This window comes from Luteibacter sp. (assembly GCF_009912395.1).
Lineage (GTDB): Bacteria > Pseudomonadota > Gammaproteobacteria > Xanthomonadales > Rhodanobacteraceae > Luteibacter.
This window is the reverse complement of record NZ_WNDO01000003.1, coordinates 85651-111753: the sequence shown is the minus strand read 5'-3', so window position 1 is coordinate 111753 and position 26103 is coordinate 85651. Positions and strand designations below refer to the sequence as shown.

At 66.7% G+C, this 26103-nt stretch carries 23 protein-coding genes and 1 tRNA gene; 5 read left to right on the top strand and 19 right to left on the bottom strand.

What is annotated here, in order from left to right; all coding sequences use genetic code 11:
- The gene (locus tag GAK28_RS04830; RefSeq protein WP_291775807.1) at positions 1-1161 is read right to left on the bottom strand and encodes an AAA family ATPase; all 1161 of its coding nucleotides are present in this window, start codon (positions 1159-1161) and stop codon (positions 1-3) included.
- Positions 1162-1285: 124 nt separating this feature from the next.
- On the opposite strand from GAK28_RS04830, the gene GAK28_RS04825 reads away from it, so the two are divergent.
- From GAK28_RS04825 to GAK28_RS04810, 4 genes are all read left to right on the top strand, one after another.
- Positions 1286-1681 carry a DUF2335 domain-containing protein gene (locus GAK28_RS04825; protein WP_291775804.1) on the top strand — a complete coding sequence of 132 codons (396 nt, stop codon included), beginning with the start codon at positions 1286-1288 and terminating at the stop codon, positions 1679-1681.
- A 60-nt stretch (positions 1682-1741) separates the two neighbouring features.
- Positions 1742-1818 (top strand) — tRNA-Arg (locus GAK28_RS04820).
- A gap of 67 nt (positions 1819-1885) precedes the next feature.
- Positions 1886-2530, top strand: coding sequence for a hypothetical protein (locus GAK28_RS04815; protein WP_291775802.1), 645 nt, complete (start codon positions 1886-1888; stop codon positions 2528-2530).
- 192 nt (positions 2531-2722) lie between these two features.
- Positions 2723-4102 carry an FAD-containing oxidoreductase gene (locus tag GAK28_RS04810; RefSeq protein ID WP_291775800.1) on the top strand — a complete coding sequence of 460 codons (1380 nt, stop codon included), beginning with the start codon at positions 2723-2725 and terminating at the stop codon, positions 4100-4102.
- An 85-nt stretch (positions 4103-4187) separates the two neighbouring features.
- On the opposite strand, the gene GAK28_RS04805 is transcribed toward GAK28_RS04810, so the two are convergent.
- The 6 genes from GAK28_RS04805 to GAK28_RS04780 all read right to left on the bottom strand — a co-directional run bounded on the left by GAK28_RS04805 (position 4188) and on the right by GAK28_RS04780 (position 12193).
- Positions 4188-5621, bottom strand: a complete 1434-nt coding sequence (locus tag GAK28_RS04805; RefSeq protein ID WP_291775798.1) for a phospholipase — start codon at positions 5619-5621, stop codon at positions 4188-4190.
- 58 nt (positions 5622-5679) lie between these two features.
- A complete protein-coding gene (locus GAK28_RS04800; RefSeq protein ID WP_291776029.1) occupies positions 5680-7110 on the bottom strand; it encodes an aldehyde dehydrogenase family protein in 1431 nt (476 codons plus the stop codon).
- A 168-nt stretch (positions 7111-7278) separates the two neighbouring features.
- A complete protein-coding gene (gene xseA / locus GAK28_RS04795; protein WP_291775795.1) occupies positions 7279-8622 on the bottom strand; it encodes an exodeoxyribonuclease VII large subunit in 1344 nt (447 codons plus the stop codon).
- A gap of 124 nt (positions 8623-8746) precedes the next feature.
- Complete coding sequence (locus tag GAK28_RS04790) at positions 8747-10354, bottom strand: carboxyl transferase domain-containing protein (RefSeq protein ID WP_291775793.1); 1608 nt, start codon at positions 10352-10354, stop codon at positions 8747-8749.
- A gap of 138 nt (positions 10355-10492) precedes the next feature.
- The gene (locus GAK28_RS04785; protein WP_291775790.1) at positions 10493-10858 is read right to left on the bottom strand and encodes a hypothetical protein; all 366 of its coding nucleotides are present in this window, start codon (positions 10856-10858) and stop codon (positions 10493-10495) included.
- 159 nt (positions 10859-11017) lie between these two features.
- The gene (locus GAK28_RS04780) at positions 11018-12193 is read right to left on the bottom strand and encodes a thiolase family protein (RefSeq protein ID WP_291775786.1); all 1176 of its coding nucleotides are present in this window, start codon (positions 12191-12193) and stop codon (positions 11018-11020) included.
- Between the two features lie 202 nt (positions 12194-12395).
- On the opposite strand from GAK28_RS04780, the gene GAK28_RS04775 reads away from it, so the two are divergent.
- A complete protein-coding gene (locus GAK28_RS04775; protein ID WP_291775785.1) occupies positions 12396-15263 on the top strand; it encodes an autotransporter serine protease in 2868 nt (955 codons plus the stop codon).
- A 48-nt stretch (positions 15264-15311) separates the two neighbouring features.
- On the opposite strand, the gene GAK28_RS04770 is transcribed toward GAK28_RS04775, so the two are convergent.
- The 12 genes from GAK28_RS04770 to GAK28_RS04715 all read right to left on the bottom strand — a co-directional run bounded on the left by GAK28_RS04770 (position 15312) and on the right by GAK28_RS04715 (position 26103).
- Positions 15312-16469 (bottom strand): isovaleryl-CoA dehydrogenase, encoded by a 1158-nt coding sequence (locus GAK28_RS04770; RefSeq protein WP_291775783.1) that lies wholly within the window; start codon positions 16467-16469, stop codon positions 15312-15314.
- A gap of 81 nt (positions 16470-16550) precedes the next feature.
- Entirely contained in the window at positions 16551-18644 is a 2094-nt protein-coding gene (yccS, locus tag GAK28_RS04765; protein WP_291775781.1) for a YccS family putative transporter, read from the bottom strand.
- A 61-nt stretch (positions 18645-18705) separates the two neighbouring features.
- Positions 18706-19434, bottom strand: a complete 729-nt coding sequence (gene fabG / locus GAK28_RS04760; RefSeq protein ID WP_291775777.1) for a 3-oxoacyl-ACP reductase FabG — start codon at positions 19432-19434, stop codon at positions 18706-18708.
- Positions 19431-19904, bottom strand: coding sequence for a 3-hydroxylacyl-ACP dehydratase (locus tag GAK28_RS04755; RefSeq protein ID WP_291775773.1), 474 nt, complete (start codon positions 19902-19904; stop codon positions 19431-19433). Before GAK28_RS04755 ends, fabG begins: the two co-directional genes overlap by 4 nt.
- On the bottom strand, positions 19901-21073 hold the full coding sequence (locus tag GAK28_RS04750; RefSeq protein WP_291775770.1) for a beta-ketoacyl-[acyl-carrier-protein] synthase family protein: 1173 nt from the start codon (positions 21071-21073) through the stop codon (positions 19901-19903). Before GAK28_RS04750 ends, GAK28_RS04755 begins: the two co-directional genes overlap by 4 nt.
- Positions 21070-21792 carry a class I SAM-dependent methyltransferase gene (locus GAK28_RS04745; protein ID WP_291775766.1) on the bottom strand — a complete coding sequence of 241 codons (723 nt, stop codon included), beginning with the start codon at positions 21790-21792 and terminating at the stop codon, positions 21070-21072. The genes GAK28_RS04750 and GAK28_RS04745 overlap by 4 nt, the downstream gene beginning before the upstream one ends.
- Positions 21789-22241, bottom strand: coding sequence for an acyl-CoA thioesterase (locus GAK28_RS04740; protein ID WP_291775763.1), 453 nt, complete (start codon positions 22239-22241; stop codon positions 21789-21791). Before GAK28_RS04740 ends, GAK28_RS04745 begins: the two co-directional genes overlap by 4 nt.
- Complete coding sequence (locus GAK28_RS04735; RefSeq protein WP_291775761.1) at positions 22231-23184, bottom strand: glycosyl transferase; 954 nt, start codon at positions 23182-23184, stop codon at positions 22231-22233. The genes GAK28_RS04740 and GAK28_RS04735 overlap by 11 nt, the downstream gene beginning before the upstream one ends.
- Positions 23177-24352: a hypothetical protein gene (locus tag GAK28_RS04730; protein WP_291775759.1), complete on the bottom strand. Its 1176-nt coding sequence runs from the start codon at positions 24350-24352 to the stop codon at positions 23177-23179. Before GAK28_RS04730 ends, GAK28_RS04735 begins: the two co-directional genes overlap by 8 nt.
- Positions 24345-24608: a phosphopantetheine-binding protein gene (locus GAK28_RS04725; protein WP_291775757.1), complete on the bottom strand. Its 264-nt coding sequence runs from the start codon at positions 24606-24608 to the stop codon at positions 24345-24347. The genes GAK28_RS04730 and GAK28_RS04725 overlap by 8 nt, the downstream gene beginning before the upstream one ends.
- Entirely contained in the window at positions 24605-25393 is a 789-nt protein-coding gene (locus GAK28_RS04720; protein ID WP_291775755.1) for a lysophospholipid acyltransferase family protein, read from the bottom strand. The genes GAK28_RS04725 and GAK28_RS04720 overlap by 4 nt, the downstream gene beginning before the upstream one ends.
- Positions 25369-26103, bottom strand: a complete 735-nt coding sequence (locus tag GAK28_RS04715) for a beta-ketoacyl synthase chain length factor (RefSeq protein WP_291775752.1) — start codon at positions 26101-26103, stop codon at positions 25369-25371. The genes GAK28_RS04720 and GAK28_RS04715 overlap by 25 nt, the downstream gene beginning before the upstream one ends.

Here is a 26103-nt window from a genome sequence, read left to right as displayed (position 1 = left end):
TTAACGCTCCGGCCAATGCCACGCGGGTCGGTCCAGCAATCCCTGACCCCTCACGACGGTTTGGCTCATGTCCTTGTCGAGCGTGATGGTGTGGCAGTTCGGTTGATCTTCCAGGGCGGCGATGAGGCGTGGTGCGTGTGAGACGACCCACACTTGCGAATGCCGCGCGGCGGCGCCGATGAGGCGTGCCAGCGGTGGCAGCAAGTCGGGGTGAAGGCTGGTTTCCGGCTCGTTGAGCACCATCAGTTCGGGCGGGCGAGGTGTGTGCAGCGCGGCGATCCATAGCAGGTAGCGCAGCGTGCCATCCGAGAGTTCGGCCGTCGAAAGCGATCGCAGAAGGCCCTCTTGGGAGAGGTGAAGAATGAAGCGACCATCGAGGTTGTGCACGTCGACGGTGGCTCCGGGAAACGCGTCGTTCACCGCGGCGTCCAGGGCGTGGGCGTCGCTAATCTCGCGGATCGTTTGCCAGGCCGCCGCAAGATCGCGCCCGTCGTGTCCGAGCACCGGTGTCCGCGTTCCCAACTGCGGCAGGCGGGCGGGTGAATCGGCATCGGTCCGGAAGTGATCGTAGAACCGCCAGCCGCGAATGGTTTCCCGTAACGTGAGCACTTCGGGTGCCCGCTGGGGATCGGCGGCCTGCATGAAGATGCTTTCGAAGGTATTGAGGTGCTGGTGCGATACGTGCCAGGTTCGGCCCTCGCGAACCTTCATGACATTCCCCCTGCGATCGACGAGGGTCGATGCGCTACGCAGGATGTCTCCGTGCCATATCACCTCGCGCTTGATCTGCGGATCACGTGCGAATGCGCTTCTCGATGGCTCGGGATAGCCCAGATCGATGGCGTAACCCAGGTCGTCGCTCGCGAAACCGAGCTGGAGGCGGACCACGTCCTGGCGTGGGCCGCCTTGCAAGCGAACATCTCGGCGCTGCATCGCACGGCTGATCGTTTCGGGGCCCGCCCACAGCGTCGAGTCCATGCCTCCTTCGCGTGCCAACGCGGGCACGATGCCGGTCTGCGCGGTCTCGGCCAGGAGGCGTAGCGCGCGATAGACATTGGATTTGCCACTACCGTTGGCGCCGACAACGACGTTCAGGCGCTCAAGCGGCACGACGAGGTCGCGCAGCGAACGATAGTTGGTGACGGCCAGGGTCGTGAGCATGGCGAAAGATTAGCCGATCGTCGGGCAGGATCTTTGTCGATTCGGCGCATCGGAACGTGACCTCTGTCGGTTGGCGCGACGCTTTGCGGCGATTACAGTCGGGCGGTCGATGGGGAGAATGGCGATGAATGACGACAGTGTGGCCGGTGCGACCGGTCTGGAAGGGGCCGGGGGGCGGATTCCCGCGACCCTGCCGTCCGCCGAAACCGTGATGGCCTACGAAAAAGCGGTGCCTGGTGCGACGGAGCGCATCCTGAACATGGTCGAGCGGACCATGGAGCACCACATCCGTTCGGTGGAAGACGATCGCGCCCATCACCGCGCGCTGGCACGGCAGGGGCATGTCCGCGGCATGTGGAGCCTGGTGTTCGGTTTCCTCGTGGCGGCCATGGCGGTGGTCTTCGGCAGCACCATCGCCTACCTCGAAGAGCCGGTCATCGGCGCCGTGATCGCCGTGGGCGTCCCGATCGTGATCCTTGCGGCGTTCGCGATCGCCCAACGCGCTCGCCGGTCCAGCTGATCTTCGCCCGTGGCGAAGCCTTCTGTTCGCCCGGGCCGGTAGGGTATGCTTCGCGACCGGGGCCCCGTAGCTCAGCTGGATAGAGCGTCCCCCTCCTAAGGGGAAGGTCGCCCGTTCGAATCGGGCCGGGGTCACCATTCGAAGCCCTCCCGCCGCGGAGCGCGCATTCGCTAGAATTCGCCCCTCACGAAACAGGGGTTATCGATGAAGAAGACATGGATCGGCGCCATCGCGGCGCTGTCGATCATGCTTGGTGGTTGCGGCATCCACCGGACCACGGTGCGGCTAGCACCACCGGAAACACTGGCACAGCCGGACGCGCAAAAGGTCGTCATTGGGGATATCCGCGACCAGCGCGACTTCCTGATCACGCCCGACAGCCATGGCGATCGCCTGGACAAGGCCACGCGGGACGAACTGGGTGAGGCTGGCCGCGCATCGGTGGTGGGAGGTGCGGTCCGCTTCGTCTACGACCTGCCCAAGGGCGAGCGGGTAGAGGATGTGGTCAAGGCGCTGCTCGTGTCGGGTCTGCAGAATGCCGGTTATCGCGTCGTCAAAGCGGACGACGCGGATGCCGCCACGCCCGTGGTCAGCGCCGACATCAAGGAATTCTGGTGTTACATGCCCTTCAATTTCGGGCGCGCGCTGACCTGGACGATGCAATTGCGTACCTGGGTGGACACCGCGGTTACCTTCAAGGGGCCGCAGGGTGAAAGGAGCTTCGTGGTGTCCGGCAGGGGCGGCAACATCTCGCAGTTCCTCTCCGAAGAAAATATCCAGCAGGCTTACCAGCCTGCGTTCGAGGAATACATCCGGGCATTCCGCCAAAAGGCCAACGCGACGCTGTGACGATGAGCCCCGCATTTCGCGGGGCTTTTTTTGGCTGCATCGCGGATGACCGTGCCGCTGTAGGAGCGCGCTTGCACGCGATGCCAGGTTGCCGCGAGCACCCATCGCGCGCGAGCGCGCTCCTACAGAAGCCAAACAGGGCTGTGATAGGGCAGAATCGATCGCACCCTTTGCATCGACAGGCGACAACACATGTCCCGTTCGTTCGACGCCATCATCATCGGTGCCGGCCAGGCTGGACCTGCGCTGGCCGCCCGTCTCACTGCCTCCGGCCGTTCCGTCGCGCTCATCGAGCGGCATCGGGTTGGAGGCACCTGCATCAATACCGGCTGCAAGCCCACCAAGACCCTCGTCGCCAGCGCGTACGCCGCGCATCTGGCACGTCGTGGGGCCGAGTACGGCGTGACGACGGGGCCGGTTGGCATCGACATGCCGACCGTCGCCGCGCGGGCGCGCAAGGTGATCCTGGATTCCCGCAAAGGCAACGAAGACTGGCTTGCTGGTATGCCGGGGCTCGAACTGATTCGTGGGCACGCGCGATTCACTGGCCCCCGCGTCATCAAGGTGAATGGCGAATCGCTGAGCGCGCCGTGGATCTTCCTCAACGTTGGCGGTCGCGCGAACGTACCGGACTTTCCCGGTGTTCACGAGGTGGATTACCTCACCAATAGCACCATCATTTCCTTGGAAACGGTGCCCGATCATCTCGTGGTCGTGGGCGGAAGCTACATCGGCCTCGAGTTCGCGCAGATGTATCGCCGTTTCGGCGCGAAGGTGACGGTGGTGGAGCAGGGGGCGCGCCTGATCGGGCGCGAGGACGAGGACATCTCGGCGGCGGTGCGCGATATCCTCGAAGCCGAGGGCATCGTCGTGCGCACCGACGCGTGTTGCATCCGTCTGGCGAAGCATGCCGACGGCGTGGCGGTGGGTGTGGACTGTCGCGAAGGTCATCCCGAAGTGATCGGCTCACATGTGCTGCTCGCTGTCGGCCGTCGGCCGAACACCGACGATCTGGGGCTGGAACATGCGGGCGTCGCGATGGATGCGCGCGGCTACATCACCGTAAACGATCGCCTGGAAAGCAGCGTCGAAGGTATCTGGGCGCTAGGCGACTGCAATGGCAAGGGAGCCTTCACGCATACCGCCTGGAACGATTACGAGATCGTCGTGGCCAACCTGCTCGATGGCGGTTCGCGGAAGGTGAGCGAGCGCATCCTGGGTTATGCACTCTATGTCGATCCGCCGCTGGGGCGCGTGGGTATGACCGTCGCCCAGGCGAAAGCCTCTGGCAGGTCACTGCTGTTGTCCAAGCGACCGATGTCGCGTGTCGGGCGCGCCGTCGAAAAGGGTGAAACGCAGGGTTTCATGACGATGGTGGCCGACGCGGAGACGCGTCGCATCCTGGGTGCCGCGATTCTCGGCACCGGTGGCGACGAGGCCATCCACGGCGTCCTCGACATGATGAACGCCGGAGCTTCGATCGACACCCTGCAATGGGCGGTGCCGATCCACCCGACCGTGTCGGAACTGATTCCGACACTTGTAGGCGATCTACAGGAAATCACCTTGTAGGAGCGCGCCTTGCGCGCGACACCAGGCTGCAGCAATCGCAAGGTTTTCGCCCGAACTGTCGCGCGCAAGGCGCGCTCCTACCCGGTTACGGCAGGTCCGCACCTGGCTCCGCGTGATGAAAGTCCTCGGGGCTCAACCGATCGGTCATCCGGAACACGCCTTCCGCCACGCGACGCGACAGCGTCACGTCGACAACGGTCGTTTCGTGGGGGCGTAGCGAGGCGAGAAGATCCTGGTTCGTTGCCGTCGCTGCGGCGAGATGGCGTACCAGTCCACTCACGTCGGCCGGTTGCACGCGCGCACCATACGGCGAATGCGCTTGCATGGCGCCCCGCAGGATCTTCGACGTATCGCGCGGATCGGGCACCGCGGCATCCCCCGCGAGGATCGCGTGGTTGAGGAACAACGTCCACGTCGCCGGATCGCGGCCGTTGGCCTGGCGATCGATCATGAATCCCGGGGGCAGGTGATCGGGCGATGCGTCGGGACCGGCGGTGAGCTGGAACTGCGCATTCGCCGGCGCCTCGCCCCGGTCGTCCCGCAGGCGCACGATGAGCAGCGTGCGCGGGTCGTGGATGTGCACGCGTGGCGGGAAAATACCGGCCGGTTCCAACTCCACCTTGCTGGCGTCGCGTTGGGCGTTCTCCGTGGCGAAGGCGTCGCATAACGCGGCGTAGGCGGTGGAGGAGTCCACCGCGAGGCAGCGCATGATGGTCTCCACCGTGATGCTTGCGGGCGGCTTCGCCGCCATGATGCCCTGCGTGTCGCCGGAGTGCGCAAGGCCCGGCAGCAGTCGGAAAGCGGTACGAGGTGCGCGTGTAACCGAAGCCGTCAGCAGTGGGCCGCTGGCTTGCTGGACGAGGCTCAGGTGGGTCGCGTTGAGATTGGCGGCAGCAAGGCGCACGACGCCGTCGGAGCCGTCTTCGCCGGTGTACGAGTTGATGACGTCGTAGAGCTTGCGGTCGGGTCGGTCGCCGATCAGGTTGAACAGATAGGTGCCCTGGCTCGCCAGGTCGGCGCCGTGCACGATGTCCAGGTTGAGCGACAGCGACTCGGGGCTGCCCAGCTCGAGCCAGTCGAGGATGCGCTGGCCGGGCTCGATGCCGTTGAACCAGGCCTTCAGACGGCCGAGCACGCCCTTGCCGAGTTTCGCCAGGGCCGAGCCGAAGTGGGCGGGAGCAAGCATGACCACATGTCGGGCTTTCGCGGTCGCATGCGTGGTCGGCGCGAGGCGTTGGGCGCGCAGCCATGCCATCACGACCGGGCCGCCAGTGGAGTGCGTCACGCAGTCGAAACGGCCGTCGGGCAGGTCGAGGTCACGCAGGGCGTGGTCGAAGCCGCGGACGATATCGTCCATCGTCACCGCGTCGTCGAAGGTCACGTATTCGGAAAGACGGATATCGACGATGTGCAGCGCGGTGCCAGCCTGCGCGGCGCGTTGTTTCAGCGCCGCGGGCAGGTCGCCATAGGTGGATGTATCGGTGACGCTCCAGCCGTGCACGAAGACCAGGGTGGACACGTGTCGCTTCCATCGGGAGGAAGCAACAGCGTAACTGCCCTAGCGTGTAGCCTTCGTGTCAGGCGTCACGGATGACCATCAGGCGGATGTCGGTCATGTCCTCGATGGCGTAGCGCACGCCTTCGCGGCCGATGCCTGACGACTTGGAGCCGCCATAGGGCATGTTGTCGACGCGGAAGCTCGGCACATCGTTGACGATCACGCCACCCTGGTCCAGCTCGTCCCAGGCGCGCATGGCGTGACGCAGGTTATCCGTGAACACGCCAGCCTGCAGGCCGAAGTCGGAATCGTTGACGGTGGCGATGGCTTCATCGAAGGTCATGAAGCGCTGCAGCAGCGCGACGGGGCCGAAGGCCTCCATACGCTGCAGCTTCGCGTCGTGCGGCACGTTCTCCAGCAGGGTGGCTTCCAGCATGGCGCCCTTGCGACCGCCGCCGCAGAGAACCTTGGCTCCCGCCTTCTTCGCCTCGGCGACCCAGCCTTCCAGGCGCGTGGCGGCGGCTTCGTCGATCATGGGGCCGAGGAAGGTGCTCTTCTTCTTCGGATCGCCGGCCTTGAGCGTTTTCACCTTCGCCACCAGCTTGCGGCGCAGCGCGTCGTAGACGTCGTCGTGGACGAGGATGCGCTGCACGCTGATGCAGCTCTGGCCCGACTGGTAGAACGCGCCGAAGACGAGGCGATCCACCACGGCGTCCAGATGCGGTCCCTGGTCGGCGTCGATGATGCAGGCCGCGTTGCCGCCGAGTTCCAGCGTGACCTTCTTGTGACCGGCCTTGGCCTTCAGGTCCCAGCCGATTAGCCCACCGGTGAAGGACAGTAGCTTCAGGCGCGGATCGGTGACCAGCGCCTCGGCGTCGCGGCCCTCCATCGGCAGCACGGAAAACGCACCCTTGGGCAGGTTCGTCTCGGCGAGGATCTCGCCGATGATCAGCGCACCCAACGGTGTGCGTTCGGCGGGCTTCAGCACGAAGGGGCAGCCGGCGGCGATAGCCGGGGCGACCTTGTGGGCGACGAGGTTCAAGGGGAAGTTGAACGGCGTGATGAACGAGACGGGGCCTAGCGGTACGCGGCGGGTGTAACCGTGATAGCCGGCGCTGCGCTGGGAGATTTCCAGGTTGATCGTTTCGCCGTTGATGCGCATGGCTTCTTCGGCGGCAATCTTGAAGGTCTCGATCAGGCGGGTGACTTCGCCGACGGCGTCCTTGATCGGCTTACCGGCTTCGACGCATAGGGCATAGGCGAGTTCGTCCTGGCGTTCGCGAAAGCGCTTCACGCAATGCTCGAGCACGGCCTGGCGCTCGTAGGGCTTGAAGCGCTTCATCGCGGGCGCCGCAGCCGTCGCGGCGGCGATAGCCTGTTCCAGCGCGTTCGCGTCGGGCAGGGCGACGCGCGTGGCGACCTTGCCGGTGTACTTGTCGGTGACGTCGAGCTTCGCCTTGCCCTTCACGGGCTTGTTGGCGAGGTAATAGGGATAGCTCTTGGCGAGCATGGGCATGGCCCTCCATGAAACGATACCCATCATGATCGACCCGAACGCGTTCAGGTGTCGTGAGGCGTATCGTCGCCCCTCCTATCGGTAGGGGCGCGCTTGCGCGCGATGGACGTTGCCGCACACCCCATCGCGCGCAAGCGCGCTCCTACAGAAAGAGAGAGGGTCTCAGTCGTCGCGGCGCAGGGTCAGCTCGCCTTCGCCCAGCATCACTCGCACGCTTTCGCCTACCGCCACATCGCTGGCGCGGCGGACGATGGCGTCGCGCTGGTCGAAGACGATGGCGTAGCCGCGCTCCAGGGTGGCCAGGGGGCTCACGGCATGCAGGGTGCGGCCCTGCTGGGCCACGCGCAGGCGATCGCGCTCCAGCCGCCGGGCGATGGCGGCGCGCATGCGCTGGCTCAGCTGGTCCAGGCGGGCTTTCGAGGGTTCGAGCCGAAGACGGGGGTGGCGGGCGGCCAGACGGGTCTGGAGGCGCTCCAGGCGGGCCTGGCGCAGGGCGTTGGCTTGCCCGATGGTCATGTGCAGCCGGCGACGCAGGGCTTCCAGGCGCTGCGCGTCACGGGCCAGGCGGGCTTGGGGGCGCTGGGCATTCAAGCGAGCCTGCCAATGATCGGCGCGCTGGGCGGCGGCCTGGAGGCGGCGGGAGACGAGGGTGGCCATGCGCTGGCGCAGGTGTTTGAGGCGGCGTTCCAGGTCCGCCCCGTCGGGCACCAGCAACTCGGCGGCGGCTGACGGCGTGGCCGCGCGCAGGTCGGCGACGAAATCGGCGATGGTGAAGTCCACCTCATGACCGACCGCGGAGACGACCGGGACGTCGCTGGCGTGGATGGCGCGTGCGACAGCCTCATCGTTGAAGGCCCAGAGGTCTTCCAGGGAGCCGCCGCCGCGGGTGACCAGCAGCACGTCGTAGCGGCCGCTTGCCGAGGCGCTGCGCAGCATTGAGGCGATGGCGGGCGGGGCCTCGCGACCCTGAACGGGGACGGGCAGCACCTCAACCTCGGCCAGGCTGAAGCGCCTGCCCAGCACGCTGAGCACGTCGCGGATCGCGGTGCCGGACGGCGAGGTGATGACGCCGATCCGCTTGGGAAAGGTGGGCAGGGCGCGCTTGCGCTCGGGGTCGAACAGCCCCTCGGCGCCGAGACGGGCCTTGAGCTGCTCGAATTCGCGCTGCAACGCGCCTTCGCCGGCGGGCTCCATGTGGTCGGCGACCAACTGGAATTCACCGCGTGCTTCGTAGAGGCCGACCTTGGCCCGCATCAGCACGTGCATGCCATCCACGGGACGGAAGCGCAGTCGCGAGGCGGCCATGCGGAACATGGCACAGCGCACCTGGGCGCCGGCATCCTTCAGGATGAAATACAGGTGGCCGGATGACGGTCGCGAGACATTCGACAACTCACCTTCGACCCAGACGCCGACAGGCAGGGCGTCTTCCAGCAAGTCCCGCACCAGCCGGTTCAGACCGGAAGGCGTGAAGACGTGGGGCGTGTTGCGGTCGAGATCGGACATGGACCGGCGAGGTTAGCACGCCGGTCGGGAATGTCGATGGGGCAGGGGTTTACCCGCCATTCCTCATAGCGATTGTAGGAGCGCGCTTGCGCGCGATCGCGCGCAAGCGCGCTCCTATAGGGCATTACATACGGAACACGCCGAACCGCCCCTGCTCGATCGGCGCATTCATCGACGCCGAAATCGCCAGCCCGAGCACGCGGCGCGTATCCGCCGGATCGATGATGCCGTCGTCCCACAGACGGGCACTGGCGTAGTACGGATGACCCTGGCGTTCGTACTGCTCGCGGACGGGTGCCTTGAAGGCCTCTTCTTCCTCCGCGCTCCACTGGCCACCGCCCGCTTCGATACCGTCGCGACGCACGGTGGCCAGCACGGACGCCGCCTGTTCGCCACCCATGACGCTGATGCGTGCATTGGGCCACATCCACAGGAAACGGGCGCCATAGGCGCGGCCGCACATCGCGTAGTTACCGGCGCCGAAGCTGCCGCCGATCACCACGGTGAACTTGGGCACATGCGAGCAGGCGACGGCGGTGACCATCTTCGCACCGTCCTTTGCGATGCCGCCGTTCTCGTACTTGCGACCGACCATGAAGCCGGTGATGTTCTGCAGGAACACCAGCGGTACGTTGCGCTGGTTGCACAGTTCGATGAAGTGCGCGCCCTTCTGCGCGGATTCACCGAACAGGATGCCGTTGTTGGCGACGATGCCCACCGGATACCCGTGGATATGGGCGAAGCCCGTCACCAGCGTCTTGCCGTAGCGCGCCTTGAATTCGTGGAATTCGGAATCGTCGACGATGCGCGCGATCACCTCGCGGATGTCGAAGGGGCGACGGGTGTCCTCCGGAATCACGCCGTAAAGTTCGTCGGCGGCGAAACGCGGCTCGATGGGGGTACGCAGGGCCAGCGGCACCTGCTTCACGCGATTGAGCGAGCCGACGATGTCGCGGGCGATGGCGAGCGCGTGGGTGTCGTTTTCCGCGAAATGGTCGGCCACGCCGGACACCGACGTGTGCACGTCGGCGCCGCCCAGCGCCTCGGCATCCACCACTTCACCGGTGGCCGCCTTCACCAGTGGCGGACCGCCGAGGAAGATCGTGCCCTGTTCGCGCACGATGATCGTCTCGTCGCTCATCGCCGGAACGTACGCACCACCTGCGGTGCATGAACCCATCACCACGGCGATCTGCGGAATACCCTGCGAGCTCATGCGCGCCTGGTTGTAGAAGATGCGACCGAAGTGTTCGCGATCGGGGAAGACTTCGTCCTGCAGGGGCAGGAACGCGCCGCCGGAATCCACCAGGTAGATGCACGGCAGACGATTTTCCATCGCGACTTCCTGCGCGCGCAGGTGTTTTTTCACCGTCATCGGGAAATACGTGCCGCCCTTCACCGTGGCGTCGTTGGCCAGCACCACGACTTCCTGGCCCATCACCCGACCGATGCCGGCGATGACGCCGGCCGCTGGCGCGGCATCGTCGTACATGCCGTGGGCGGCAAGCGGGGCGATTTCCAGGAACGGCGAACCCGGGTCGAGCAGGGCGCGGATGCGCTCTCGCGGCAGCAGCTTGCCGCGGGCGACATGCTTTTCACGCGCCTTGGCGCCACCGCCCTCGGCCGTGCGCTTCAACGTATCGCGCAGGTCGTCGGTGAGCGTACGCAGGCGCAGGCTCGAAGCCTGGAAATCGGCGGAACGGGTGTCGATCTGCGAGGTGAGGATGGGCATGGGGGCTTCGCGAACGGACGAAACGGCCATCATAGCGGGGTCGATCGTCACGCGAACGCTGCGCTGCGGTAGGGGGCATGCGGCAGGGCATAAAAAAACGGCCGCCTTGCGGCGGCCGTTTCAGGGCGATAGGCCCGATTACTTCTTGTCGTCCTTCGCGCTATTGGCGTTGGAAGCGGCATCCTTGGCCTGGTCAGCCGACTTGTCGGCCTGGTCCGCGGCGTTGGAAGCGGCGTCCTTGGCGGCGCCGGTGGAGGACGAAGCAGCGGCCTGGGCCTGGGCGGCGGCGTCCTTGGCCTGGTCGGCGGACTGCTGAGCCTGGTCGGCGGCCTGCGAGGTCGCGGCGTTCTGCGACTGGTCGGCGGCCTGCTGTGCCTTGTCAGCCTGCTGCTGGGCATCCGCAGCCGACTTCTGGGCGTCTTGCGCGGAATCCTGCGCGCCGTTGCTGCATGCTGCCAGGAGCGCGACGAGCGCAGAGGCGAGAAGGGTACGCGTCAAATTCATTGTGTTTCTCCTTAGCCGTGGAATGCCGTTAGGCGGCCGTAGTAATAGCTCAGATGTATCTGTGTGGCTACCGATTATCGGCGCGGCCTTCAGGGGTCATTAAAACCGATGGAATCCGCGTGATTATTTCGATACGACCGTTTTTTCTCGACGTCGGGTTCACACCACTTCGATGGCGATCGCCGTTGCCTCGCCGCCGCCGATACAAAGCGCTGCGACGCCCCTTTTTGCCCCACGGGCCGTCAACGCATTGAGAAGAGTGACCACGATACGGGCGCCGCTGGCGCCGATCGGGTGACCCAGTGCGCAGGCACCACCGTTGACGTTCATCTTTTCGTGCGACACGCCCAGCTCGCGCATCACGGCCATCGGCACCACGGCGAAGGCTTCGTTCACCTCGAAAAGATCGACCTCGGAGGCCTTCCAGCCGGCCTTGTCGAGCACCTTCTGGATCGCGCCGACCGGCGCGGTGGTGAACCATTCCGGTTCCTGCGAATGCGTGGTGTGAGCCACGACACGCGCCAGCGGCGTGACGCCACGCTTCTTGGCTTCGTCGGCGGAGAGCACGATCATGGCGGCGGCGCCGTCGGAAATGCTCGACGAGCTGGCGGCGGTGATGGTGCTGTTTTCCTTGCGGAAAGCGGCGCGCAGGGTCGGGATCTTCGCAACGTCCGAGCGACCCGGCTGTTCGTCTTCGGCGAAATCCTGAGCGCCCTTGCGCCCCTGCACCGTCACGGGGACGATCTCGTTGGCGAAGGCGCCGGAAGCGATCGCGGCCTTGGCACGCTCCACCGACGCGATGCTGTAGGCGTCCTGTTCTTCACGAGTGAAGTGGTACTTGTCGGCGCACTGCTCGCCGAACACGCCCATGGCCTTGCCATCGTACGGATTGGTCAGGCCGTCCCACGCCATATGGTCGACGAGCTGGCCGTCGCCGTAGCGGATACCGGTGCGCGCGTTCACCATGTGCGGGGCGTTGGTCATCGACTCCATGCCGCCTGCGACGATCACGTCGGCCGAACCGGCCTTGATGAGGTCGTGAGCGAGCATCAGCGCCTTCATGCCGGAACCGCATACCTTGTTGATCGTGGTGCAGCCGGCGGAGGTCGGCAGGCCGGATTTCAGGGACGCCTGGCGGGCGGGGGCCTGGCCGAGGTTGCCCGGCAGCACGCAACCCATGATCACCTCGCTCACGTCGCCAGCAGCGATACCGGACTGCGCCAGGGCCGCCTTGATGGCGATGGCGCCGAGTTCGGGCGAGGGCACGCCGGTGAACTGGCCGAGGAAGGAACCGATGGCGGTGCGCTTGGCACCCGCGATGACGATGTCGGACATGGGGACTCCGTAATGCTCGGATGGCCACCCCGCAGGGTGGAAAACCCGTCGAGTATCGCAGCGGCGCCGGGGGAGGGGCAATCTGCACCGCGGCAGGGGCGCAAGTCTTTACGCAAATTCTCAAAGACTGTGGCAACATCCTGCACCATGGGCCAGGGCTTGGCCACACGACATTGACGTCATATTTCGGGGGAAAAACCAGATGCAGTCCAACGGGCTCCGCCAGCGCGAACTCGCGCTGGCCGTTTGCGTAGGTATCGGCCTGACCGCGTGCGGCGGCGGTGGTGGCGGTCGACCGACCTTCAATATTCCTCCGCCGGTGTCGCCGAGTTCACCCGGTACGCCTTCGAATCCGTCCACGCCTTCGAATCCCTCGAACCCGTCCGATCCTTCGAGCCCTTCCAATCCCTCCAATCCGTCGACACCCTCGACCGATCCCCTGCTCGACATCCAGCTGACGGCGACCCACGCCCGTGAGGCCCAGGCCGCTGGCGCGAAGGGCAAGGGCGTCACGATCGCGCTGGTGGACTCGGGTGTCATCGCCAGCAATCCCGCGTTGCAGGGCCGTGTGACGAAGAGCCTGACGTATGTCGATCCGGCGACCAACGACCTCAGCGTCGGCGATGTCGTCGGGCATGGCACGGCGGTCGCCGAGGTGGCGGCGGGCGTCTCCGTCGGCCAGTTCGCCGGTGGTATCGCACCGGAGGCGAATATCGTCAGTGCCCGCATCATCGCGGACAAGCCGCCGACCGATGACGGAAGCGGACAGGGCAACAAGGTGACGTCCGCCGATCCGCTCGGAAAGGTCAACGCGGATGTGATCGCCGCCGGTGCGTCGATCATCAACAATTCGTGGGGCGGTCTTTACTGGGATGCCAGTGCGACGGCGACGACGAACAGCTTCGCGAACGCTTATCAGGCCGCCACGCTCGGCAAGCTTTTTGTCTTCGCTGCAGGTAATGACAGCAAGGCGAATCCCTCGGATGTCGCCGCCCTGCCGACGCGTGTCCCGGCCCTGGAAAATGGATGGTTGACGGTGGTTGCCCTGGATAGCAGCCATCCGGACACCATTGCCTCATACTCGAACCGCTGTGGCGTGGCCGCCAAGTATTGTCTCGCCGCTCCAGGTTCCATTGTGACCTTGGACGCAAAGGCCACGGCAGGTGCGCCTGTTTACGATACATGGCAAGGCACGTCATTCGCCGCGCCTCAGGTTGCCGGTGCTGCGGCGGCGGTCGTAAGCATATTTCCCACGATGGATCTAAGGAGCGTTCGGCAGATCCTGCTGGGAACGGCCGACGACATCGGCGATCCGGGCGTGGATGCGATTTACGGATACGGTCGGCTTAACGTCGGAAAGGCCATCAAGGGACCCTCGAAACTGGACTGGGGCACGTTTTCCGTGGACCCGGGCGGCAATCAATACACTTTTTCCAATGACATTTCGGGAGCAGGTAGCCTCGCTCTGACCGGTTCCGGAAAGCTGGTTCTGGCTGGACAGCACAACACGTTTACGGGCGGTACCAATGTGACGGGCAACGCCACCCTCGAAGTGATGGGCGACATCATGGGGAGGATTGGCGTCCAGCAGAAGGCAACGTTCATTCCGCACGGCGACATCCACGGCAACCTGGTACTCACCAGTTACGGGACGGTGCAGACGACCAATGCCATCCGCGTCGACGGCGACTACATCCAGCAGCCCCTGACGCAGTTCAGCGCGTTGCTTGGCGCGCCACTTACCGTGGGTGGAACGGCTTACCTGGGTGGCGAGTTCCATGTCGCGGGAACGGTCGGCAACTACGTGCCGGCAGCCCACCAGACGGTGATCTCCGCTGGTGCCGTCAAGTACACGTTCGACACGTTTACCACGGACAAGTCGATCCTGCTGTCCACGACCTTGCAGTACACGTCGAACGAGGTCTGGCTCGACACCTCGCACATCAGCATCAACAAGGTGGCGCAGTCGTCGATGCCCGAGTCGCTGGCCGCGCAATCGTCGGCGACGCGCATGGACGCCGCGTTCACGCAGATCGATACGGCGCTCGCGTCGCCCGGCGGCGCCGGCGTGGCGACGGGTACGTTGGTTGCCGCCGGTCATTTCCAGCAGTCCGGTGATGTGGGCACGGTGCGCAAGTCGCTCGACTCCCTGTCCGGCCAGTTGTACGCGGCGGGTACGGCGGTGACGCTGGCCGGTATCGACGCGGGTAACGATGCGTTGGTCGCGCATCTGGACCAGGGCAACGCACGGGGTGCATGGACCCAGTCGCTCAGCAACCAGGGAGGACTGGATCGCGGTGGCTTCGGTAACGTCGGCTTCAATCTCTCCGGCGGCATGATCGGCCAGGACGTGAAAATCGGCAGCAACGGTTTCGCGGGCGTGTCCGTGGCGCAGATGAACAGCTCGGGCCAGCTCTCGGGCAACTTCGATCGTCAGCGCAATCGTGCCACCGAAGGATCGTTCTACGCGGGGGCCCAGGGCGCCAACTGGTACGGGGTGGGACGCGTGGGCTACGGCAGCTTCCGTGGCGATACGCGCCGCCTGCTGCGGTTCGGCGACCAGGCTGCGTTCACGGGCAGCGATGTCGATGGTAGCTACAACGCCGTGTACGGCGAGATCGGCTATCGCACGCAGGTGGGCGCGTTCTCGCTGACGCCGTTCGCCAACGTGCAGTACGCCAGCATCCACCGCTCGGGTTTCCAGGAACTGGGCGGAGACGGCTTCGGTCTGACCGCGAACGATCACACCACCTCGCGCTGGCAGGCCGGCATCGGCCTGCGCGCGGGTAGCACCTGGTTCACGTCCTACGGCAAGTTGCGTCTGGACATGAAGCTGGGTTGGCAGAATGCGTTCGCTACGAAGGGCGAGGTGTTCGCCGCGCGCTACACGGGCTTCTCGCAATGGGCGCCGGTGGAAGGCATCGGCCTGTCACGCCAGGCGGCCACGGCGGGTATCCAGCTGGGCTGGGACGTGAACGAACGCACGCAGCTGGCGTTCGGCATGGATCAGCGTTTCGCCGACCGCGATCATTCGCGTTCGGGGACGGCGAGCGTGCGGGTGGCCTGGTAAATCCGATCGCGCCTGCGTACATCGGTACGCAGGCGCGTCATGGTCCGATTACGACTTGCCGTGGAACAGTTCGCGGCCGATCAGCATGCGGCGGATCTCGTTGGTGCCCGCGCCGATCTCGTAGAGCTTGGCGTCGCGGAGCAGACGGCCCGCCGGGAACTCGTTGATGTAGCCGTTGCCGCCGAGTGACTGGATGGCCTCAAGCGCGACCGTCACCGCGTTGGTGGACGCGTTGAGCAGGCAAGCCGCCGGATCGATACGCGACTTCACGCCGTTGTCGAACTGCTGGGCCACCATGTACGCGAAACCGCGCGAGGATTGCAGTGCGGTGTACATGTCGGCGACCTTGCCCTGCATGAGGCCGAAGGTGCCGATGGGCGCATTGAACTGCTTGCGCTCACGCACGTAGGGCAGCACGAGGTCCACTGCCGCCTGCATGATGCCGAGCGGACCACCGGAGAGCACCAGGCGCTCGGTGTCCAGGCCGCTCATCAGCACGCGTACGCCTTCGTTGACCTCGCCGACGATGTTCTCCGCCGGAATCTCGCAGTTGTCGAACACCAGTTCGCAGGTGTTCGAACCGCGCATGCCGAGCTTGTCCAGCTTCTGCGCGGTGGAGAAACCCTTCATGCCCTTCTCGACGATGAAGGCGGTCATGCAGCGGCTGCCGGCGGCACGCGGCGCGGTGCGCATGTAGACCAGCAGCACGTCGGCGTCCGGGCCGTTGGTGATCCACATCTTGGTGCCGTTGGCGACCCAGGTGTCGCCGACCAGCTCGGCCTTGCAGCTCATCGAGCCGACAACGTCGGAACCGGCGCCCGGTTCGCTCATCGCCAGCGCGCCCACCCACTCGCCGCTGGCGAGCTTGGGCAGGTACTTGCGGCGCTGGGCGTCGTTGCCGTTGTGGTAGATGTTCTGCACGCAGAGGTTGGAGTGCGCGCCATAGGACAAGCCGACCGAGGCCGATGCCCGGGAGATTTCCTCCATCGCCACCATGTGCGCGAGGAAGCCCATCTCGGAGCCGCCGAGGTCGCCGGGCAGGGTGATGCCGAGCAGGCCCATGTCGCCGAACTTGCCCCACAGGTCGTGGGGGAACTGGTTTTCGCGGTCGATACGGTCGGCGCGCGGGGCGATTTCCTTCTCGGCGAAGGCGCGGACGCTTTCGCGCAGGAGGTCGATATCGTCACCGAGGGAAAACGGACGCATGGTGCAACTCCGGATGGGGGCAGGGGAAAAGCTACCCATCGTAGCGTGGGGACCCCGTCAAGCCACGGCGCGTCGCACCATTCAGGCCGGGGGAAGGGCCGCGATACGGTCGTGGACAAGGGCCAGCAACAGGCACTGGCGGTCGAGCACGCGCAGGGTCTCGTCGGCATGGGTATCGATGGACAGGCCGGGCATGTCCAGCGGTGTGGCCGGCGTGCCGGCGCGCACGTGCTCGGCCAGGGCGTCGAAACCGTGGGTGAGGTGCCGGGCCAGGTCGGCCAGCGCGACCGCGTCGGTGGCTCGCAGCACCTGGCGGTGGGTGCCCAGGGTGGACAGGTGCGAGAGCCCGGCCTGGAGGGCGGTCAGCAGGCGCAGGGCGCGCTCGCCACGTTCGTGGGGGTGTCCCGGTTCGCCCAGTAGCTCGACCACGTTGCCCGCCACGGCCGCCTGGGCCGCGTGGGCGTCGCGCCGGGCGACGCGGTAGGCGAGATCGTCGTGTTTGCCCGTGGCGTACTGGGCGACGATGCGTTCGAGGTATCGGCCGTAGGCCAGCAAGGCGTCGGCCACCACGTCATCCAGCCGGCGCACGCGCCAGTCGGGCAACACGAAGCGGATCGCGGTGGCGGCGACGCATACGCCCAGCATGGTGTCGAGCAGGCGTGGACCAATGGCGTCGTATCCCGCACCGACGCGGTCGAAGCACAGCAGCACGAAGAGGGTGATGACACCCGTGGCGAGCGCGTAGCGGCGCAAGCGGAAGGCGAAGAAGGCGGCACCGCTGGCGACCAGTACCGGCAGGCGCCAGTCGCCGCCCGGCAGCAGGCGCAGCATGGCCCAGCCAAGGACGAGGCCCGCCGTGGTGCCTAGTACCCGCTGGATGAGCCGGCGTCGCGTGCCGCCATAGCTTGGCTGGCAGACAAACAGGGTGGTGAGCAGGATCCAGTAGCCATGGCTGGGATGCAGGGCCAGCATCAACAGGTAACCGGCGAGCATGCCGACGGAAAGGCGGATCGCATGTCGGAAATGCATCGATCGCCGGTTGAGTCGCAGGCGGATGCGCCCCAAGGCCTCCCGGACGCTGGGCGGATCATCGCCCTGCAAGGCCATGTCGCTGCCTTCGCGCAGCACGCCATCGGCCTGGATCGCGACGTGCAGTTCCTCCACGTTGCGCAGGAGTGCCGCCAGCGCGTCATCGACGGCCTGGTCGGGCCGCCCGTTCGCCTGGCGATACGCCATGGCTTCGCGTACGTCGTCGAGGGCCGTCGTGGGCAACGCCAGCGAACCCAGGGACGCGGTGCGGCGGATGGCGTCCGCACGCTCTCGGCAGCCCTGGGCCTGACGACGGATCAGCCGACCGAAGCGGAACATGAGGTCGCTGTGATACAGCGCGGCGGCCAGTTCGTCGTAGGGGTAGTGTGACGAGCTGATGCGTTCGTGGATGTCCTGCGCGACGAAGAACATGCCCAGGCGCGACGCGATGCGTCCGCGTGGCTGGCGTCGGCCGATACGGTCGAGCAGCGCGGCGCGGGCGGAGGCGAGGGCATCCACGGTGCGCAGGTTGGCGCGCGAGAAGGCGATATCCAGCGACTGCCTGTCGAGGTCCCTGACCGGTTCGAACAAGGCGGCCTTGGCGTCCATCTGCGCCGCCAGCGCCTCGAACACCCGGGCCAGCGCATGGCGGACGGCTCGCTGCGGCGCGAGGGCGCTCCAGGCCAGCGACAGCGCGCCATACCAGGCCGCGCCCGCGATGATGGCCCACGTGCCCTGCGGACCGCTGCCGCCGGGCGCATCCGAGGCGATCATCGTGTACACGGAAAGGATCAGCGTGCCGGTGGCGATCGTCGCGTAGCGACCGCTCGCCGCACCGAGCATCACCAGCAGGAAGGTGCCCAAGGCGAGCATGGGCGCGAACAGCAGCGGCGTGCCGATGGCGGCTTTCACCGCCGAGGCGGCCAGGGCGAAACAGACCAGGGTCACCACGAGGCCGCGGAGGCGCCCGCGCCACGCATCGTCGGTTTCCGAGAGGGCGCAGGCGATGGCGCCCAGCATGGATGGCACGATGGCCACGACGGGACCGCGCAGGGTGCACCACGCCGCGATGCCGGCCAGCGCGAGGAACACGCGGGCGACATCGGCAAAACGATCGGATTCGGCGAGCTGGCGGAAGGGGCGCATTCGCCTAGGGTAGCCGCGTTTCCTTGTAGGAGCGCGCAAGCGCGCTCCTACAAGGACGGGATCAGCACAGGCCGCCGTTGACGGCGAGCACCTGGCGGGTGATGTAGCCAGCTTCCGGACTCACCAGAAAGCGCACGGCGGCGGCGACTTCCTCGGGCGTGCCGCTGCGTTCCATCGGGATGACCTTGAGGATCTGTTCCACCGGCACGTCGGGGTCGAGCATGTCGGTGTCGATGAGGCCCGGGGCCACGCAGTTCACGGTGATCTTGCGCTTCGCCAGTTCCACGGCGAGGGCTTTCGCCGCGCCGATCACGCCGGCCTTGGACGCGCTGTAGTTCACCTGCCCACGGTTGCCGATGATGCCGGACACCGAGGTGATGCAGACGATGCGACCTGCGGCGCGACGACGGATCATCGGCATGACCAGCGGATGCAGCACGTTGTAGAAGCCGTCGAGGTTGGTGCGCAGCACGGTGTCCCAGTCCTCCTCGCTCAGCGCGGGAAAGGCGCCGTCGCGGGTGAGGCCGGCGTTGCACACCACGCCGTAGTAGGCGCCATGCGCAGTGACGTCCGCTTCGAGTGCCGCGGCGGTGGCGGCGCGATCGGCCACGTCGAACGACAGCACGCGGGCCTGCCTGCCCTTGGCGAGAATATCGTCACGCACCGCCTCGGCTTCGTCGCGACGCGAGCGGCAATGGACCACGATGTCGTAGCCGGCGTCAGCGAGGTTCAGCGCGATGGTGCGGCCGATACCCCGGCTGGAGCCGGTGACGAGAACGGTATGGGTCATGGTGGGGTTCCCCTGGGGTCGAGATGTTGGCGAGGATCGAGGAAGGGAGTCGGGTCGGCCGGGCTGAACACCGTGAGGCGGGCTTCGGCGTGAACGCCCGGTGCGTCGATGGTGCAGGTGAAGGCGCCCATGCCGTCCTCGTCGTGGAAGGTGCGCAGGGCTTCCACGCGCAGCACGGCACCCAGCGGGAAATGGTCGCTATCGGCACGGTACTGACGCGTGCCGAGCAAGAAACCGGGACGGACCTCGCCACCGGCATCGAGCATCCGACAGCCGTTCCACGCGGCGATGGCCTGGGCCATCAGTTCCACGCCGGTCCAGGTCGGCAGACCGGCGGCGTCCACCTGCGGATCGCCGCCGCGCACGGTGCGCTCGCAGACGATGCGATCGGTTTCCCACACGACGATGCGGTCGAGCCAGATCATCCGGCCGGCATGGGGCAGCACCTGGTCGATGGTGCGCGCGCTCATGCGGCGTCCGCCAGGATCAGGCTCGCGTTGTTGCCACCGAACGCGAACGAATTGCTCATGAGATGACGACGCCCGGGGGCCAGTCGGTCGCCCGACGCGACAAAATGCAGCGCGGGTAGCGCGGGGTCGAACTGGCCGTCCCAGTGATGGGGCGGCAGGCGACGCTCGGCGTCCCTCAGCGAAAGCCAGCAGAACGCCGCTTCGAGCGCACCGGCCGCGCCCAGCGTGTGGCCGGTAAGTGCCTTGGTGGACGAGCAGGGTACCTGGGTACCGAGCACGGCGGCGACGGCGCGGCTTTCCATCGCGTCATTCTGTTCGGTGGCGGTGCCGTGCAGGTTCACGTAGTCGATCATCGAGGCGTCGAGTCCGGTCGCGTTGAGGGCGAGGCGCATGGCCTCGCTTGCTCCGCGACCGTCGGGTTCGGGCGATGACATATGGTACGCGTCCGAGCTGGCGCCACCGCCGAGGAAGGTCACGTCGGCGGGTTCACGGGTCATGAGGAACACGGCGGCGGCCTCGCCGATGTTGATGCCGCGACGCGAGGCGGAGAACGGCTGGCAGCGTTCCGGCGCCGTGGCCTCCAGCGCGTGGAAGCCACGGATCGCCAGGCGGCAGAGCGTGTCGGCACCGCCGCAGATCACGGCATCGCACAGGCCGAGCCGAAGCATGCGTTGCGCGCTCAGCAGGGCGCGTGCGCCCGATGTGCAGGCGGTGGAAATGCCATAGCAGGGACCGGCCAAACCCAGCCACTCGGCAAGGCTTTCCGCCGGGGCGCCCAGCTCCTGATCGGCGTAGCGATAGCTTTCCGGCCACACGCCATCGCGGCCGCGCGCGGCGATATGGCCAGTGGCTTCCTCGATGCCGGTGGTGCTCGTGCCGATCACGACGCCGATGCGGTCCGCGCCGAAGCGTGCGATGGCCGCGTCGACATCCGCGCGGATCTCCTCCACGGCCTGCTTCAACAAGCGGTTGTTGCGCGTGTCGCGTTCGGGGGCGACCGCGGGCAGCGTGACATCGACGTTACCCAGTGGCAACGCGTGGCCGGGCACCCAGCCATCCAGGGCCGCGAGGCCATGGTCGTCGGTGCCGAACAGCGCGGCGGCGACGGCCGCCTTGCCCTGGCCCAGCGAGCAGGTGACGCCCAGCGCGTTGAGGTAGGTCGCAGTCATACCGCGTCCACGGGTTTGCGGGCTGCGACGTTGACCAGGGTCTCGTCGCGCTTGCCCGGCGGCGGTGGCGCCTTGATGCCCCAGCGTTCCGCGAGGCCGAAATCCTTCGAGCGGCTCCACCACAGGTAGGGCAGCGAGACGTGGCGGTCCTCGAAACGGAAACCGCGTCCGCGCAGCATCGCCAGGTATTCGTCGGCGCTCTTCTGCACGTGCATCGGATGCCGGAAGAACCAGCGGATCACCCAGGTATCGATATAGGCGCGGGTGGACTCCGCGAACAGCAGCAGGCCGCCCGGCTTGAGCACGCGCCAGAATTCGTCGAGCGCCTTTTCCTGCTCGACCAGGTGATGGAAGGTCTGGTGGCAGAACACCACATCCACCGAGGCGTCGGGCAGGTCGATGCGGGCGCAGTCGCCGAGGATCAGGCGTGCGTCGATGCCCTGGCGCGCGGCTTCCTCGCGCGACAGCTCGACGCTGTGCGGATCGGCGTCGAGTCCAATCATGCGCTCCGGCGCGAAGGCGTCACGGAGCAGGCGGAAGGATCGGCCCTGGCCGCAGCCGACATCGAGCAGGGTGCCACCATGCGGCAAGGGTGTGCCGACAAGGCGCTTGAGGTCGTTGATCGCCACGCGCAGCACGTGGTGCTGCCACGTATGCGTACGCAGGAAAACGAAACCGATCCGGGTTTCTTCGACGTAGGTGGGGCTGGCGAACTTCATGGGTTTCCGCGGGGGGATCGGGAGGCGCCGAGGCGACGCTCGACGTCCTGGACGAAGACGGGGGGCGAGACAAGCTGCATCTCGCCGTCGGAAAGGCGTACGGCGACCTGGATGGTGCTGGCGCGGGTGAGGCGCTCGCCGCTTTCGACGTCGCTGAGCGTGTAGTGGATCTTGAGGCGATTTTCCCACTCGACCAGTTCGGCGCGCACGCGCAAGGCCTGGCCGAAGCGCGCGGAGCGGGCGTAGCGCAACTGGAGGTCGATGATGGGCCAGACGTAGCCGGTTTCCTTCATGCGCACATAGTTGTGGCCGAGGTCGTCCAGCAAGGCGCAACGCGCCATCTCCAGGTACTTCACGTAATGGCCGTGCCAGACGATCTCCATCGAATCGACGTCGAAGAACGGCACGACGAGATCGATCTCGGTGGCGAGCACACCTTTAGCGTGCATGGCTGACTCCGGGCGTCGGTTGCCAGTAAGGGTGGAAATTGAACCATTGCAACGGTGCGTCGAGGCAACGCTCGCCCAGCCATGTCGCGTAGCGACTGGCGGCGTCCGCGATGGCGTCGTCGCGACGGGCGCGCTGCCAGGATGCCGCGTCGTCGAATGCGCGCAGGTGGATGCGGTAGCGGCCCTCGCGCTTGAGGCAGCAGACGAGGTTGGTCTTCGCGCGGAGCATCGCGGCCATCAGCCAGGGGCCCTGCGGGAACGAGGCCGGCTCGCCGAGGAAGGGCACGACGACGCTGCGCCCGCCATGCACTGCCACGCGGTCGCCGGCGATCGCGATCCATTCACCACGCTCCAGGCGCTGGGAGAGGTCGAGCATCGTTGACGTGTCGAGGTCGCCCACGTGCATGAGGCGCAGGCGGCGATCGCCGGACGCTTCGAGCATGCGGTTGAAATGCGCGGCGCGGGGCAGGTGCATCAATACGTTCAACGAGACGCCTTCGCCCAACTCCGCCATGGCGCGGCAGACATCGAGGTTGCCCAGGTGGGTGCAGACCAGGATCTGACCGCGGCGGCCGCTGAGCAGCGCCGTACGCACGCCATCGGGGTCGTCCAGCATCACGGAGGCCAGGCGAAGGCGCCCGCGCCACACATCCAGGCGGTCGAGCATGCAGTCGCCAAAGGCGTGGTATTGGGCGAAGACGGCGCGGGGCGGAAACAGGTCGATACGGCCACTCCATTCGACGAGTCGCTGCTGATAGCTCGCGATGTTCCGTCGCTCGCGCCGGGCCGTGAAGTAGAAGTACAGCACCACAAGGTGAACCAGCGGCGCCGCGCCGCGTCGGCCGAGCAGGCGCACGGCCCATGCGGTGAAGCGCATGCCCAGGAGGCTGCCGCGTTCCCGCCGGCTTGCCCAGTGCGGCTCGTCCACGACCGGCTCAGACATGGATGGGCGCGTCCATGCGCAGCCATGCTGACGAACAAAGGGTGTCCTGCACGCGGTAGGCGAAATGCAGGCGGTTCTGCACGGTGTCGACGCGCAGTGTCAGTTCCACCTCGTCGCCGGGGCGCAGCAGGCGCTGGAACTTGAGCTGGTCGATGTTCCGACAGGTGGCCTGCGTACCGAGACGTGGCGCGGCCAGGGCCAGTGCCCAGCCGATCTGGAGCACGCCGGGCAGCACGGGTGCCTCGGGGAAATGGTCGGCGAAGCACGCCAGGTCCAGCGGTAGCGCGAGGCGCAGCACGACGGCGTCGTCGTCGCGTCGCTCGTCGAGCAGGATGGCTTCCGTGGGCAACGGCGCGCGCAGCAGGGCGTCCACGTCCGTCCGCTCGGGCAATGCTTCGACGAAGCGCCAGACCAACGGCGTGGCGAGGGCATCGTCGCCGGCCGCATGCTGGCCCAGTTCGGTGACCAGTCCCGCACGACCATGGCGCAGCAGCGCCAGGCGACCGGATGCCGACGGCATCACCACCATGCCCGGCCCCCGCTTGCCGGCGTAACCGCCCAGCGCGCCGTCCACCCAGGGATGGGACGCCAGTCGGCCCGCGGCAGCCTCCATGGGCACCTTGTTGATCCGTCGACGCAGCCGCTGGCGGAACAACCATTCACCGATGAAAAGCGTGCCCATGACCGAGTAGGCGAGAATGCCGTTGTAGAAGGTCCACCACGACAACGGGCCCCAGCCGGCGAGCAGGGCGGAGCAGATGCCGTTGACGGCAAAGAAAACCACCCAGACCCAGGTGACCTTGCGTGTATAGGCCACGGCGACGGGCGGCAGGTCGGGTTCGGTCACCCGGGCGATGCGCTCGATCATCGGCGGCCCGTACTTCAGGCTGAGGCCGAAGGCCGCGAACAGCAGCGCGCAGATGAGGCTGGGATACCAGCGCAGCATCTGCTCGCTGCCACCGAACGCCAGCACGGCGCAGTAAGCCAGCGTGACGGCCAGCATCCAGCCACCGCCGGGGCGGCGCAGCAGCGCCGGCGCACGAACCAGCCAGAGACCGCCGAGGATCAGCCCGAAGATCGGCGGCGAAACGTGGTCCGTGCCGAAGTACACGACGAAGGGATACAGCACGCCCACGAGAAGCAGGGCGATGTCGCTGAGCTTACGCATGGGTGCGGCTGGCCTCGACATAGAGGGCCAGGCTGGCGACGGTTTCGAAATGACTGCGGGCGTCGCGCGAATCCGAGGCGATGCGCAGGCCGTAGGTGTTCTGCAAGGCCAGCGCGAGTTCCAGGGCGTCGACGGAGTCGAGCCCCAGGCCCTGGCCGAACAGTGGCTGCGCGGGATCAATGTCGGCCACCGTGAGATGTTCGAGTGCGAGCGTGTCGATGATGAGTTGGGCGATATCCCGTTCGAGGGTGTTCATCCCTGCAATTCCCTGGCGTAAAGATGGTGGAGATGTTCGTTGAGCCGGCGCGAGGCTATCGGCGCGGGGGTGTCGCGGCTGAAGGTCGCGACGTCGATATCGTCGCCGACACGCAGGTGCATGTGCACGCGCCGGTCGGGGATGCGATACCACGGCTCGGCCTTGGTGAGCGTGGTTGGCACCACGCGGATGAACACGGGCGTGACCACCGAGGCGCCACGCACCGCGATGGCGGAAGCGCCGCGATGGAAGACGGGCGCCTGGCCCGGCGTGGTACGCGTGCCTTCGGGGAAGACGATGAGCGTCTGTCCTTCGCGCAGCACGTCGGCCGCGCGATCGAGCATATCGGCGCTGCCGTCGTTGCTGATGTACTGCGCCACGGTAACGGGGCCGCGCATGCACGGATTCTTCCACAGGCTGTGCTTGACCACGCAATTGGCATCGGGCACGTGGCCGAGGAGGAACACCACGTCGATCAGCGACGGATGGTTGGCCACGATCATCTGGCCGGGTCTGCCGAGGCGTTCGAGGCCTTCGAAGCTATAGCTCACCGTGCCGGTGCGCGACATGAACTGCGCATGCAGCCAGAACGCCCGACCCACGGTGCGCCTTGCACGGCGACGGCGAACCTCCCGCGGACCCGGCCAGTGCAGCACGACGGGTAGGATGGCGACGCGCAGCAGGATGCCACCGATGCCAAACAGGGCGAACGACAGCGCGGTGCTGACGAAGCGCCAGGCCCATGCGTCGCGACGGCGTCTCACGGTATCGGCTGCCAGGTCCATCGTCGTGTCTTCCACGGGTGGTCGAGGGGCGCGCCATCGTGCAGGGCGCGAACGAAGCGCAGGGCGTGTGGCTCGCCGGTCGCCGCCGCGCAGTCGGTATTACCACGAAGCGATAGCCGCCAGCGCGTGCCCGCGCCGGGCGCATCGGCCCTTGCGACGCGAAGAGCGACGGCGTATGAGCAAGGCACATCGTCGATCCAGCCGTCATAGGCCGGCGCAGGCCGTTCCTCGGCGACCACGACGATCACCGCTTTCGCGCCTTCGCCGATCAGGGTGGCGGCTTCGACGATCGCATGCTCGAAGGTATCCGCCTCGCCGGCGAGGGCGACGGATTCGCCGCGTTGGCCGCGCAGGATCGACCACTGGCCGGCGATGGCATTGTGCACCGACAGGCCGAACTGGGTCGGCGACAGCGGTGCGTCACGACCGATCTCGTCGAGCATGGCGTAGGTGCGGGTCGTCTCGCCATGCCGGGAAGCGAAGACGAAGGGCAGTTGTTCACCATCGTCGCAAAGCGGCCACGCGGTGTGCATGACGATGCGCGCCAAGCGGCTCAGGCGGCGACGTTGCATCGGCGGCACGAGCTCGCAAGCGGGCTGGCTGTCGTTCTCATGCAGCGGCATGGGCGACGCAGCCCACGCCGCCCAGCCCGCGTCGTCCTGGATGTCCGGTGCCCATGCACGCCATCGTTCGATGCGAAGCTCGATCAT

What these genes read in the sequence shown, in the direction of transcription:
- GAK28_RS04830 (WP_291775807.1), bottom strand. Translation starts at nt 1,161, where the DNA reads ATGCTCACGACCCTGGCCGTCACCAACTATCGTTCGCTGCGCGACCTC.
- GAK28_RS04825 (WP_291775804.1), top strand. Translation starts at nt 1,286, where the DNA reads ATGAATGACGACAGTGTGGCCGGTGCGACCGGTCTGGAAGGGGCCGGG.
- GAK28_RS04815 (WP_291775802.1), top strand. Translation starts at nt 1,886, where the DNA reads ATGAAGAAGACATGGATCGGCGCCATCGCGGCGCTGTCGATCATGCTT.
- GAK28_RS04810 (WP_291775800.1), top strand. Translation starts at nt 2,723, where the DNA reads ATGTCCCGTTCGTTCGACGCCATCATCATCGGTGCCGGCCAGGCTGGA.
- GAK28_RS04800 (WP_291776029.1), bottom strand. Translation starts at nt 7,110, where the DNA reads ATGCTCGCCAAGAGCTATCCCTATTACCTCGCCAACAAGCCCGTGAAG.
- xseA (WP_291775795.1), bottom strand. Translation starts at nt 8,622, where the DNA reads ATGTCCGATCTCGACCGCAACACGCCCCACGTCTTCACGCCTTCCGGT.
- GAK28_RS04790 (WP_291775793.1), bottom strand. Translation starts at nt 10,354, where the DNA reads ATGCCCATCCTCACCTCGCAGATCGACACCCGTTCCGCCGATTTCCAG.
- GAK28_RS04785 (WP_291775790.1), bottom strand. Translation starts at nt 10,858, where the DNA reads ATGAATTTGACGCGTACCCTTCTCGCCTCTGCGCTCGTCGCGCTCCTG.
- GAK28_RS04780 (WP_291775786.1), bottom strand. Translation starts at nt 12,193, where the DNA reads ATGTCCGACATCGTCATCGCGGGTGCCAAGCGCACCGCCATCGGTTCC.
- GAK28_RS04775 (WP_291775785.1), top strand. Translation starts at nt 12,396, where the DNA reads ATGCAGTCCAACGGGCTCCGCCAGCGCGAACTCGCGCTGGCCGTTTGC.
- GAK28_RS04770 (WP_291775783.1), bottom strand. Translation starts at nt 16,469, where the DNA reads ATGCGTCCGTTTTCCCTCGGTGACGATATCGACCTCCTGCGCGAAAGC.
- yccS (WP_291775781.1), bottom strand. Translation starts at nt 18,644, where the DNA reads ATGCGCCCCTTCCGCCAGCTCGCCGAATCCGATCGTTTTGCCGATGTC.
- fabG (WP_291775777.1), bottom strand. Translation starts at nt 19,434, where the DNA reads ATGACCCATACCGTTCTCGTCACCGGCTCCAGCCGGGGTATCGGCCGC.
- GAK28_RS04755 (WP_291775773.1), bottom strand. Translation starts at nt 19,904, where the DNA reads ATGAGCGCGCGCACCATCGACCAGGTGCTGCCCCATGCCGGCCGGATG.
- GAK28_RS04750 (WP_291775770.1), bottom strand. Translation starts at nt 21,073, where the DNA reads ATGACTGCGACCTACCTCAACGCGCTGGGCGTCACCTGCTCGCTGGGC.
- GAK28_RS04745 (WP_291775766.1), bottom strand. Translation starts at nt 21,792, where the DNA reads ATGAAGTTCGCCAGCCCCACCTACGTCGAAGAAACCCGGATCGGTTTC.
- GAK28_RS04740 (WP_291775763.1), bottom strand. Translation starts at nt 22,241, where the DNA reads ATGCACGCTAAAGGTGTGCTCGCCACCGAGATCGATCTCGTCGTGCCG.
- GAK28_RS04735 (WP_291775761.1), bottom strand. Translation starts at nt 23,184, where the DNA reads ATGTCTGAGCCGGTCGTGGACGAGCCGCACTGGGCAAGCCGGCGGGAA.
- GAK28_RS04730 (WP_291775759.1), bottom strand. Translation starts at nt 24,352, where the DNA reads ATGCGTAAGCTCAGCGACATCGCCCTGCTTCTCGTGGGCGTGCTGTAT.
- GAK28_RS04725 (WP_291775757.1), bottom strand. Translation starts at nt 24,608, where the DNA reads ATGAACACCCTCGAACGGGATATCGCCCAACTCATCATCGACACGCTC.
- GAK28_RS04720 (WP_291775755.1), bottom strand. Translation starts at nt 25,393, where the DNA reads ATGGACCTGGCAGCCGATACCGTGAGACGCCGTCGCGACGCATGGGCC.
- GAK28_RS04715 (WP_291775752.1), bottom strand. Translation starts at nt 26,103, where the DNA reads ATGATCGAGCTTCGCATCGAACGATGGCGTGCATGGGCACCGGACATC.